The sequence below is a fragment of the Candidatus Eisenbacteria bacterium genome (assembly GCA_016867715.1).
Classification (GTDB): Bacteria; Orphanbacterota; Orphanbacteria; order Orphanbacterales; family Orphanbacteraceae; genus VGIW01.
In genome coordinates this window covers 1-11117 of record VGIW01000102.1, presented here as the reverse complement: position 1 = coordinate 11117, position 11117 = coordinate 1, and the positions used below count along the sequence as shown (strand labels likewise).

The window sequence follows — 11117 nt, the reverse complement described above, 5'->3', positions numbered from 1 at the left end:
GAGGAGCTATCTCGTGCCCGTACTCGCCGCCTGCTTTGCGGGAACCGCAGGATCGGAACCGATTCGCCCGACACACACGTATTCGATCGTCGCCCGCGACAGCCTCACCGGACAGATCGGCGTCGCGGTGCAGTCGCATTGGTTCAGCGTGGGCTCGATCGTTTCGTGGGCCGAGGCGGGGGTCGGCGCCGTCGCCACGCAGTCGTTCGCCGAGCCGGCCTACGGGCCGCGCGGTCTCGAGAGGATGCGCGGCGGGGCCTCCGCGCGCGAGGCGCTCGATTCCCTTCTCGCCGGAGACCCGGGAAGGGAATTGAGGCAGGTGGCTTTCATCGATCGGGAGGGGAGGGTCGCGGTCTACACCGGATCGAGGTGCATCGATTGGGCCGGGCATCGCGCGGGAGAAGGCTACTCGGTTCAGGCGAACCTAATGCGCAACGATCGGGTCGTGGACGCGATGGCCGCCGCGTATGAGAAATCCCAGGGGACGCTCGCGGAGAGGCTTCTCGCGGCGCTCGAGGCGGGAGAGGGCGCGGGCGGCGACATTCGCGGAAGCCAATCGGCGGCGCTTCTCGTCGTCGAGGCGGAAGCGTCCGACAAGCCTTGGGCGGATCGGGCCGTCGATCTTCGCGTCGAGGATCATCCCGATCCGGTCGGCGAGCTTCGAAGGCTTCTCGCGGTTCATCGCGCCTACGAGCACATGAACCGCGGCGATCGAGCGATCGAGGAAGGGGACTTCGAGCTGGCGCGCGTCGAGTACGAGGAGGCGACGCGCCTCGCCCCGGGAAACCCGGAGATGATCTACTGGTACGCGGTGTCGCTCGCGACGAACGGGAAGGTCGACGAGTCGCTTCCGTTCTTTCGCGAGGTCTTCCGGGCGAACCCCGGCTTTCGCGAGGTGACGAAGCGCCTCGTGAAGGCGGGGATCATCCCGGACACGCCGGCCGGCGCGGCGATCCTGGATCGGATCCTCGCGCGATGAGGGTCCGGGCATGCTCCAGCGGACGCGAGTGACGCTCGACATCGAGAACCCCGACCTCGCCGTCGGGATCGTGGAAGCGCGGGCCGTCTCGATCCGCGAAACGCCGCCCGAGCTCCGCATGACGATCGAGAGGCTCGTCGAGATCCGGCGCGGCGAGGATTTCCCGCCCCCCGAGAGAAGGTCCGCCGTCCGAAAGCTCCTCCGCGCGGGAGGCTTCCACGCGAGCGGGCGGAACAAACCGGCGAGCGAGTACCTCGCCGCGCGCGCGCGGGCGGGCGACTATCCCTTTCATTCGAACGTCGTCGACATCGGAAACTACATCTCCCTTCGCTCGGGCCTTCCGATCTCCGTTCTCGATCTCGACCGCGCGCTCGAAGGCCGCGATTCCCTCTCGATCCGGCTCGGGACCGACGAGGAGTCGTACGTCTTCAACCCGGCCGGGCAGGAGATCCGCCTTCGGGGGCTTCTCTGTGTCGCGCGCACGAACGGCCCCGCTCTCGGCAACCCGGTCAAGGACTCGATGGGATCCAAGGTGACGCCGGAGACGCGGCGCGTGATCGGCGCGATCTACGCGAGCCGCGCGAACGTCCCAACCGAGGAGCTCGAGGGGCACCTTCTCGAGTTCGCCCGGCTTCTCCGCACGCACGCCTCCGCGGAAGAAACGGAGACGGCGATCCTTCCGGCATAGCCCGCGCGATTTCCCTCTTGCGCGGGGCGCGTCTTCCTTCTATGCTCTCTCTCGCATCCAGAGTGGCGAGAAGGCCTGTGGGTCTCGCCCGGCAACCGGTTGCGACGGCACGGTGCCCAGGCCAGCCCGACGGGGAACGATGCGGCTTCGAGGTCTCGACCCGTTTCGAGGCAATTCGTCGCCCGACCGATCTCGGGCCGAGAGCCCTCCCCCCTACTCGCGGGCGCTAATCGGGCACGTTGGACGTCCGCGCCTTCCATTCGGCAGGCGCTCGGCCGGCCGGACCCGCCCTCGCCGGCACAACTCACGATCCGCGGCGCGCGCTTCCGGGAGTGACGCTCCCTTGCCGCGGACGCTTCGGGGGAAGAGAGCATGCAGTATGTCTTCACGTCCGAGTCGGTGACCGAAGGGCATCCCGACAAGGTGTGCGATTTCATCTCCGACTCGATCTTGGACGCCTACATCGCCGCGGACAAGAAGAGCCACGTCGCGGTCGAGACCCTCGTCAAGGACGGCAACATCGTGGTCGCCGGCGAGATCTCGTCGCGCGTGCGCGGATCGATCGATCACCCGGCGATCATCCGCGAGGCGGTGCGCGCGGTCGGCTACGTCGACCCGAGCGAGCCGTTCCACGCGGACGGCGCGCGCATTCACGAGCTGATCACGGAGCAGTCGCGCGAGATCGGCGTCAAGGTCGATCTCCCGGACGGCGAGCAGGGCGCGGGAGATCAGGGGATCATGTTCGGGTTCGCCACGAAAGAGACGGACGCGCTCATGCCCCTCCCCATTTATCTCGCGCACAGGCTCTCCGAGGGGCTCGCGATCGATCGGAAGAGCGGCCGCGCCCCTTTCCTTCGGCCAGACGGCAAGACCCAAGTCTCGGTCCACTACGAGGACCACGTCCCGAAGGAGGTCGCCACCGTCATCGTCTCCGCGCAGCACCGGAAGGACACGATCGAACCGCTGCGCGCCTACGTCCGCGGGGATCTCTTGCCCCGCGTCCTCGGAAAGTGGTATCGAGAGTCGATCTGCGTCCACGTGAACCCGGGCGGTCCGTTCACCGAAGGCGGCCCCTCCGCCGACGCCGGCGTGACCGGACGCAAGATCATCTGCGACACCTACGGCGGGATGGGACGGCACGGGGGCGGCGCCTTCAGCGGGAAGGATCCTTCGAAGGTGGATCGGAGCGCCGCTTACTTCTGCCGACACGTGGCGCGGCAGATTGTGAAGACGGGGATCGCCTCGCGCGTCGAGATCCAAGTCTCCTACGCGATCGGAAAGCCGAAGCCGATCTCCGCGAAGGTGGACACGTTCGGCACCGGGAACGAAAAAGAGGCGAAGGAGTTCGTGAACCGCTTCGACTTTCGGCCGAGGGCGATCATCGAGAAGCTCGATCTCCTGCGGCCGATCTACCGTCGGACCACCAACTACGGACACTTTGGGCGTCCAGGTTTCACCTGGGAAGAATAACGCTCGGCAAGGAGAGACCGATGATCCGCACGCTTCGCTTCCGTTCGGGCCGGATGCTCGGCCTTCGTCTTTCCGCGCTCCTCGTCCTCGCCGCGGGGATCGGGTTCTCCGGCTGCGGAGGGAAGAGCGAGACGGAACACGCGCCTCCGCCGATTCCAGAGGGACGAGCGGCCGCGGCCCGTCCGACCCCCGCGGGCTCGACGCTTTATCTCGCCCAAGCGCAATTCGTCACCGAGACGACGCCGGACGGGAAGAGCCGCCCGGTGCCCGGCCCCGCGCGCCTTTCGATTTGGACCTCAAACGGTTCCGCGTGGTCCGAGGAAGTGCTCGAGGACCCGGAGAGCAACGTCTTTCACAAGGCGGCCTGGTACGCGCCTCCGAGCGGGGAGCCCGGGATTCTCACGATCGGGGCGACGCGGGCGTTCCTCAAGATCTGGCGGAAGACGAGCGCCGGCTGGGAAGCGGAGGCGCTGTGGAACCCGACGTTCGGCGGCAAGTGGGACCGGCTCCGCGATTTCGAGATCGCGGACGTGACCGGCGACGGCGTCGAGGACATCGTCGTGGCGACCCACGATCAGGGCGTCATCGGCGTCGTCTCCTGGACGGACGGTGGATGGAAGGCCGAGGAGATCGGGCGGCGCGAGAACACGTTCGTTCATGAGGTCGAGGTCGGGGACGTGGACGGCGACGGCGTGATCGAGATCTTCACGACGCCGAGCCTCCCGAACAAGCTGGACGGCACGCCTCAGCCGGGCGAGATCGACATGTACAAGCGCGACGGCGGGAAATGGGCGTACCGGATCGTGGACACGCTCGCGACGCGCCACGCGAAGGAGATCCTCTGCGTCGTTCCGGACGGCGAGACGCGGCCGGTCCTCTTCGCCTCGCTCGAGGGGGAGAGCATCGGGGGGGCCGAGGCGTCGGGGGACAACACGCGCATCCGTCTCTATCGTTTCGGAGACGGCCGCATCGAGAAGACCGACATCGCCGGTCTTCCGGGGAACCTCTGCCGCTTCCTCACCTACGGCGACGTCGACGGAGACGGAGCGAACGAGCTCGTCGCCTCAACGAAGAATAGCGGGATCTGGAAGCTTTCGCCGCCGAAGACCCCCGGCGCCGAGTGGGAGAAGACGCTTCTCGCGACGGGGACATCGGGGTTCGAGCACGCGACGGTCCTCGCCGACTTCGACGGGGACGGGACGGACGAGATCTATGTCGCTTCCGACGACCAGAAGGAGCTTCGCGGCTACCGGTTCGAGGAGGGAACGTATCGCATGCAGGTGATCGGCCCGCTCGAGATGAAGCCGATCACGTTCAACGTCACAGCGCACCGCGCGGAATAGCGCGTGTTCGGGTCCCTTCCGTTCGCCTACGCCGATGGATCCGTCACGCGGCCGAGGAAGAGGATCTCCCCCGTCCCCCGGTCGCGGATGAGAAAGAGAAACGGACGATCGGCCCGGAAGGTGTGATCCGCCGGCACCGCTGACTCGCGAATCACGATCGCGGTCGCCGCCGCCGCCTCGGCCCCCTTCTCGTCGACCGCGATGAAGGTCTTGTGGTACGCCTCGTCGACGAAGAGGCCGCCCCCCTCCGTCATCCCGGAGAGATCCGCGTCCCCTGAGAAGACGCGGGGCATTCCCATCGTCTGCAGCATCTCGCGAAGCTCGAAATCGGACTCGAACGTGAAGCGGGGGATCGCGGCCGCCACCCCGGCCGGCTCGAGGCGGTCCAGGATCGCGAAAAGCCCTTCACCTGTCAAGCTCTCCTCGAGGATGTCGAGGCCGCCGGAGGGGAGCAGGAAGACCATCGAGAGCTCATCCCCTCGGAAGGGCAGCTCGAGCGCCTGACATCCGTCTCCTTCCGCGTAGGGGAAGGTGTCGGTCCGCGCCATCATCGGGACGGTGACGGCCGAACCCTCCGGCCGCTCGAACGCTCCTTGAGTCGTCAAGTTTTCATCGAACGGACGGGCCCAAGGCGCCTTGAAGTAGAGCGCGTTCGTGAGAACGGCGACGACGAGGGGGTCGATCGAGCCGGCCGGGAGAAGATCCCGAATGCGGTCGCGAGTCTTCCCCTCCACCCATTCGTTGATCACACGGCGCGCGGCCTCCGGCGCCCCCGCGAAATCGAGCCGCTCGATGCCGCTCCCGTAGTGGACCGCGAGAAGATCGAGATACTCGTCGCGGAACGGGAACCCCAAGCGCCCCCAGAATGCGTTCGCGACGAGAAGCTCGACCGGATCCTCACCCTCGTCCCCGGCCGGGAGGTTCCGGGCCGCCAGGGCGAGGTCGAGCGCATTCCACGCGTCGTGGACCCCCTCTCCTTCCGGGTAGCGAAGAACTTCCGCAATCTCCTCCGCGGTCTCGCCGCGCGCCCCTCCGTAGAGCATCGCGAACGCGATCCGGATGCTGAAGGGGGAGATGAGAACGTTCTCGCCTTTCTCGAGATGCCCGAGGAGGTCGAGCGCCGTCTCCGCGCCCCCGCGCGCGAGCTCCCTCAGGGCCTCCCCGCCGGGGGTAGGGCTCGTGTCCCGCGGAAGGTCGGAACGAAGGCTCTCCCACGAGGCATCGCTCGGATCGGACGATCCGACCGAATCCCCGCACGCGAGCGCGAGAAGAGGAATGAGAAGGGCGAGGCAACGAAGACGCCCCGCGAGCGGGCCTTCCAATCGACGGCTCATCTTTGTTCTCCTTTGCGAGGGATTCACTTCTCTTGCTCGATTGTACCACGCCCGCGGGCCGACGGCCAGGACCTAACCCTCTTGGATATCAAGGGGATCGGCGTTCTCGTCGATCTAGGGAAGAGAGGGGCGATTCCCCCCGGAGACGAACCCGCATGGAGAACGAGATCCGAGAAGACGCGTCCCGTGCCCGCGGCATGACCGAGGAGACGCTTCGGGCGGTGCTCGACGCGACGCCGGACGGCATCCTCGTGGTGAACAGGGAAGGCCGGGTCGAGCATTACAACGCCCGCTTCCTCGACATGTGGTCGATCCCGCACGATCTGGCGGACCGCCGGGACGATCCGGCGCTCCTTCGGTTCGTGCTCGACCAGCTCGCCGACCCCGACGCGTTCCTCGCCAAGGTGAACGAGCTTTACGAATCCGAGGCGCCGAGCACGGACATGATCCACTTCAAGGACGGCCGCCTCTTCGACCGGCGCTCGGCCGCGCTCATCCAGGACGGCCGGAACGCCGGCCGCATCTGGTATTTCCGCGACATCACCGACCGGAAGCGCGTGGAAGAAGAGATCCTCGCCGCGCAGCGGGCCGCCGAGGCCGCGAGCCGCGCGAAGGGGGAATTCCTCGCGAACATGTCGCACGAGATCCGGACGCCGATGAACGGCATCCTCGGCATGACCGAGCTCGCCCTGGAGACGAACCTCTCGCCCGAGCAGCGCGAGTTCCTGACCACCGTGAAGGAATCCGCGGATTCCCTTCTCAGCATCTTGGACGATATTCTTGATTTATCCAAGATCGAAGCGGGAAAACTCATTCTCGAAACAACCGAGTTCAGTCCGCGGGATTGCGTCGAGGGAGCCGTCCGCCTGCTCGCCCCGCGCGCGGACCGAAAGGGGGTCGAGCTCGCCTGCCACGTTCCTCCCGACTTCCCGGACCGGCTGGTCGGCGACCCGGGGCGGCTCCGCCAAATTCTCGTGAACCTCATCGGCAACGCGATCAAGTTCACCGAGGAGGGAGAGATCCTCGTCCGGGCCGAGGTGAAGGAGCGGTCGCAAGAGAGCGTGCTCCTCCGGTTCACCGTGCGCGATACGGGGATCGGCATCCCGGACGACAAGCGCCGCACCGTCTTTCAGCCGTTCGAGCAGGCGGACGGCTCTTCCACGCGGAAGCACGGGGGGACCGGGCTCGGCCTCGCGATCGTGAGGGACCTCGTCCGGCTGATGGGCGGGAGGATCTCGCTCGTGAGCAACATCGGATGGGGGAGCATCTTCCAGTTCACGATCCGGGCGAGTCTTCGCTCGGACGCCGTCCAGATGCCGCCCCCCGAAGGGATCGACCGGCTCCGCGGGAAACCCGCGCTCGTCGTCGACGACAACGCGACCAGCGCGCGGATCGTGAGCGAAATGCTCGCGTACTGGGGGCTCCATCCGTCGTCGGCGCCGGACGGGCGGCTCGCGCTCTCCCGCATGGAGGAAGCGCGCCGCGGCGGCGCCCCCTTCCCGCTCGTCCTCCTCGATTCCCGTATGCCCGGCCTCGACGGCTTCGAGATCGCCGAGCGGATCCTCGAGGACCGGTCGCTCGCGGGCGCGTTCATCCTTCTCCTCTCCCCCGCGGGGAAGAACCTCGACCTCGAGCGGTGCCGCGCGCTCGGAGATCCGGCCGCCGTCACGAAGCCGGTGCGCCTCTCGGAGCTCAGCGAGGCGATCGCGCGGCTCTCCCGGCCTGCGCTCCCATCCCGCGCCGCGGCGCCCGCTCGCGAGCCGGCCGGCGCGTCGGCGCAGGCTTCTCCTCTCAGGATCCTTCTCACCGAAGACAACCCGGTGAACCAGAAGGTCGCCCGGCGAATTCTCGAGAAGGAGGGCCACGTCGTCGCCACTTGCGAGAACGGGCGAGAGGCGCTCGACGCCCTCGCGGACGGTAGGTTCGACCTCGTCCTCATGGATATTCAGATGCCGGTGATGGACGGCTACGAAGCGACCCGCGCGATTCGCGAGAGAGAAAAGAAGAGCGGCGGGCATCTCCCGATCCTCGCCCTCACCGCGTGCGCTCTCAAGGGGGACCGCGAGCGCTGTCTCGAGGCGGGAATGGACGGCTACGTCACGAAGCCGATCCGTCCCCAGAGGCTGCTCGACGCGATCCACGATCTTCTTCATGGGTCAACCAAATCCGACGACGAGAAGAAGGACGCGGATCTTGTTCCGGCTCCGCCGGAGAGTTTCGATCTCTCCGAGGCTCTCGACTTTCTCGAGGGCGACGTGGATCTTCTGAAGCAGATGGCGGAGATCTTCCTCGAGGAAGCGCCCCGCCTTCTCTCGGGAGTCGAGTCCGCTCTGGCGAGACAGGATCGCAAGTCCCTCGAGCGGGCGGCTCACGCGATCAAGGGGACCGTCGGAAGCTTCGCCGCGAAGCGCGCATACGAGGCGGCGCGGCGCGTCGAGGACGCGGCCCGCGAGGGGCGCGACGACGAGGCGCGGGCGGCGGCGGACGGCCTCCGCGAGGAGATGGCCCGCCTTCTCCCCTGCCTCCAGAACCTCCCCGGCCCGGGCGGCGCGGACGGCGCTCCGATCGCCTGATCCCCCTTCACACATCCCGGGTGTTTCGAACGGTTTCTCCGGTACCATTCCGCTGTTCGGCGAACCCGTGTGCGCGCCTTTTTTCCGCGTGCGATCGTGAACCGAGCGGGACCGAATGGGATCGCGAGGATTGGGGGCCGAGATGGAGGTTGGACAAGAGATCCACGCGGTCCGGGACGAGGCGATCAGGCTCGAGGGGTGGGTCGCCATCGACCGAACCGTCCGCGGCGAATCGAGCGGCGGCCTCCGCATGACGCCGACTGTGAACGAGGAGGAGCTTCGTCTCCTCGCGCGGACGATGACCCTGAAGTACGGCTTCCTCGGGTTCCCGAAGGGGGGAGCGAAGGCGGGGATCCGCGGCGACCCGGAAGGAGATCCAAGACGAACGCTCGCGCTTCTCGCCGGCTTCGGGCGGGCGATCCGCCCCCTTCTCGCGACGCGGCGTTTCCATCCCGGTCCGGACATGGGGACCAACGAGGAGATGATCCGCCATCTGCTCGCCGCGAGCGGCATCCGACAGAGGAAGGGGAGCGCGTGGCGATGGGCCGACTCGGGCCGCCACACGGGGGCGGGGCTCGTTGGCGCGCTTTTCGCCGCCGCGCGGCGCCTGTCGATTTCGAGGAGAGACCTCTCCGTCTCGATCGAGGGGCTCGGCGCGGTCGGGCTCTCGGCCGCGCGCCGGCTCACTCGCGAGGGGGTTCGAATCGCGGCCGTCGCGAACCGCTTCGGCCGGATCCGCCTCGAGTCGGCGTTCGATCCCGAAGCGTGGGATGCGTTCGCGGCGGCCGAGGGACCCGAGCGCATCGAGCGCTTTCCCGGCGCGCGTCCTATCACACATAAAGAGTTTCTCGCGCTCCCCGTCCACGCGTTCCTCCCCTGCGCGCTCACGCACACGCTGAACGGACGGAACTCGGATCTCCTCGCCGCGCGCTGCGTGGCGCCCGGAGCGAACAACCCGGCGACGCCCGAAGCGACACGATCCCTCGAAGCGCGCGGGGTCCTCGTCCTCCCCGACTTCGTCGCGAACGCGGGCGGGGTTCTCGGCGGCGCGCTCTCCTGGGGCGGGATCCCCAATGCGCGGGCCGAGGCGATCGCCGAGGCGAGGATCGGCGAGGCGGTGGAGACTCTCCTCGCGCGCGCGGAGCGGGAAGGCCTCTCCCCGAACGACCTCGCCGAACGAACCGCGCTCGCTCGCATCGAGAGGATGGAGAGAGCTTCTTCCTCGCGCCTCGCCCTTCTCGGGCTTTCCTTGAAGAGAAAAGGATTCGTGCCGCGCGCGGCGGGCCGCTTCGCCGCATCGCTCTACGCGGCGCGCCTCCGCGATCGGCTCACGGATTGGGGGACGGGGACGTAGGGCTCGGCAGGTTCGCGGTCGATTCCGATTCCCGCGCGCGGACCGCGCTCCCCGCGACGCCGCGCGAGCGTTCGCGCCGACTGTCCGATCGCCGATCGAGCGCGGCCTCGCCCAAGGCGGCGAGCGCGGCGGCGCCGAGCACGAGGCCGAGCGCGAAATCGAACAGAAGCGCGGCCGGCAAGAACCTCGGGGAGCGCCTGAGGACCACCGCCCAGAGATCCCAGTTGCAGGCGAGGTAGGCGCCGAACGCCGCGGCCGAAGCCCATCCCGCGGCCGGGAGAAGAGGAGCGCACGCGAGAAGCGGGACGCTCGCCGATGCGGCGATCCGCCCGGCGGCGCGGCGCGGGGTCGAAAGGTAGTTGTCGAACCGGCGATAGCGAAGATAGATCCGCACCCAGAGGCGCCCCCGGTCGAAGTGATCCCTCGCGTTCTTCCGAAGCGTCGCGGGAAAGTGATGCCGCGCGACGACGCGGCGGTTCAGATGAATCGGCGTCTCGCGCGCGATGCGGCGCCCGAGCTCGAGATCCTCCATGCTCGGCTTCGCAAAGCGCGTGTCGAACCCGCCCGACCGGAGAAAGACCTCCCGGCGGAACGCGGCGACCGCCGACCAGAGGAGCGTCACCTCCTTGACGCCGGGGAAGCCGCGGTAGTAGCTGTAGCACTGAAGCGCCTTGTACAGGGGCCAAGGGCCCTCGTTGGCAGGCTCCGGCGCGTACACGCCGATCATCACGGCGCGGTCGGGATGCTCGCGGAAGAAGCGCGCCGTCTCCGCGAGCGCATCCGGTTCGAGGATCACGTCGGAATCGAGAAAGAGAATCACCTCGCCGCGGGCCTCGCGCGCGCCCAGGTTCCTCGCGAAGGCCGGCCCGCTGTTTCGGGACGCACGGAGGACCCGCACCGGGAAGTCATCGAGCAAGCGCGGGGTGTCGTCCGTCGATCCGTCGTCGACGACGAGGACCTCGCGGTCGGAGTACGAGGACGCCTCGATCGATCGGAGGAGCTTGCCGAGCTTGACCGAGGCGTTGCGCGTCGGGATCACGATCGAGAGATAAGGGGCGCTTGTCATGTTCCTCTTCCGCCGGCGGCTCGGGTCGGATTCCCAGGGTAGCCGCGCGGGCGAAGAGGGGCAAGAGCTTTGTCCGCCGCGCGACCATTTGGGAGATGCGATGAGCGGGGCGTCGTGGGATCGGGTGGCGCGCGCGATGGTCCGCGCGTACCACCTCGATCCGGTGATGGCGGAACACAAGAGGCGCGTCCACCTCGCGCTTCTCCGGCGCTGGTGTCCTCTTCCCCGCAACGCGCGCGTGCTTAAGACCGATCTTTTCGAGGAGGCGCTCGGAGGGGACGAGGTGCTCCTCTCGTGGCCGGGGGACGCC

At 68.0% G+C, this 11117-nt stretch carries 9 protein-coding genes and 1 riboswitch; of the genes, 7 read left to right on the top strand and 2 right to left on the bottom strand.

The annotated features are described in order from the left end of the window. Positions 1-13 precede the first annotated feature (13 nt). From FJY73_12675 to FJY73_12660, 4 genes are all read left to right on the top strand, one after another. Positions 14-979, top strand: a complete 966-nt coding sequence (locus FJY73_12675) for a DUF1028 domain-containing protein (GenBank protein MBM3321520.1) — start codon at positions 14-16, stop codon at positions 977-979. A gap of 10 nt (positions 980-989) precedes the next feature. Continuing rightward, positions 990-1667 carry a hypothetical protein gene (locus FJY73_12670; GenBank protein ID MBM3321519.1) on the top strand — a complete coding sequence of 226 codons (678 nt, stop codon included), beginning with the start codon at positions 990-992 and terminating at the stop codon, positions 1665-1667. A gap of 48 nt (positions 1668-1715) precedes the next feature. Further along, positions 1716-1855: riboswitch (SAM riboswitch) on the top strand. A 184-nt stretch (positions 1856-2039) separates the two neighbouring features. Beyond that, positions 2040-3137, top strand: a complete 1098-nt coding sequence (locus tag FJY73_12665) for a methionine adenosyltransferase (protein MBM3321518.1) — start codon at positions 2040-2042, stop codon at positions 3135-3137. Positions 3138-3157: 20 nt separating this feature from the next. Then, positions 3158-4480, top strand: a complete 1323-nt coding sequence (locus tag FJY73_12660; GenBank protein ID MBM3321517.1) for a VCBS repeat-containing protein — start codon at positions 3158-3160, stop codon at positions 4478-4480. Positions 4481-4506: 26 nt separating this feature from the next. Here FJY73_12660 and FJY73_12655 read toward each other — a convergent pair whose 3' ends face one another. Then, complete coding sequence (locus tag FJY73_12655) at positions 4507-5814, bottom strand: serpin family protein (GenBank protein MBM3321516.1); 1308 nt, start codon at positions 5812-5814, stop codon at positions 4507-4509. Between the two features lie 155 nt (positions 5815-5969). On the opposite strand from FJY73_12655, the gene FJY73_12650 reads away from it, so the two are divergent. Further along, on the top strand, positions 5970-8387 hold the full coding sequence (locus tag FJY73_12650) for a response regulator (GenBank protein MBM3321515.1): 2418 nt from the start codon (positions 5970-5972) through the stop codon (positions 8385-8387). A 142-nt stretch (positions 8388-8529) separates the two neighbouring features. Next, complete coding sequence (locus FJY73_12645; protein ID MBM3321514.1) at positions 8530-9741, top strand: Glu/Leu/Phe/Val dehydrogenase; 1212 nt, start codon at positions 8530-8532, stop codon at positions 9739-9741. On the opposite strand, the gene FJY73_12640 is transcribed toward FJY73_12645, so the two are convergent. After that, positions 9716-10807, bottom strand: a complete 1092-nt coding sequence (locus tag FJY73_12640) for a glycosyltransferase family 2 protein (GenBank protein ID MBM3321513.1) — start codon at positions 10805-10807, stop codon at positions 9716-9718. The two genes, FJY73_12645 and FJY73_12640, sit on opposite strands and share 26 nt — an antisense overlap. Positions 10808-10907: 100 nt before the next feature. On the opposite strand from FJY73_12640, the gene FJY73_12635 reads away from it, so the two are divergent. Beyond that, positions 10908-11117, top strand: a 210-nt coding sequence (locus tag FJY73_12635; GenBank protein ID MBM3321512.1) for a hypothetical protein, incomplete at its 3' end; no start/stop codon positions are given.

What these genes read in the sequence shown, in the direction of transcription:
- FJY73_12670 (MBM3321519.1), top strand. Translation starts at nt 990, where the DNA reads ATGCTCCAGCGGACGCGAGTGACGCTCGACATCGAGAACCCCGACCTC.
- FJY73_12665 (MBM3321518.1), top strand. Translation starts at nt 2,040, where the DNA reads ATGCAGTATGTCTTCACGTCCGAGTCGGTGACCGAAGGGCATCCCGAC.
- FJY73_12660 (MBM3321517.1), top strand. Translation starts at nt 3,158, where the DNA reads ATGATCCGCACGCTTCGCTTCCGTTCGGGCCGGATGCTCGGCCTTCGT.
- FJY73_12655 (MBM3321516.1), bottom strand. Translation starts at nt 5,814, where the DNA reads ATGAGCCGTCGATTGGAAGGCCCGCTCGCGGGGCGTCTTCGTTGCCTC.
- FJY73_12650 (MBM3321515.1), top strand. Translation starts at nt 5,970, where the DNA reads ATGGAGAACGAGATCCGAGAAGACGCGTCCCGTGCCCGCGGCATGACC.
- FJY73_12645 (MBM3321514.1), top strand. Translation starts at nt 8,530, where the DNA reads ATGGAGGTTGGACAAGAGATCCACGCGGTCCGGGACGAGGCGATCAGG.
- FJY73_12640 (MBM3321513.1), bottom strand. Translation starts at nt 10,807, where the DNA reads ATGACAAGCGCCCCTTATCTCTCGATCGTGATCCCGACGCGCAACGCC.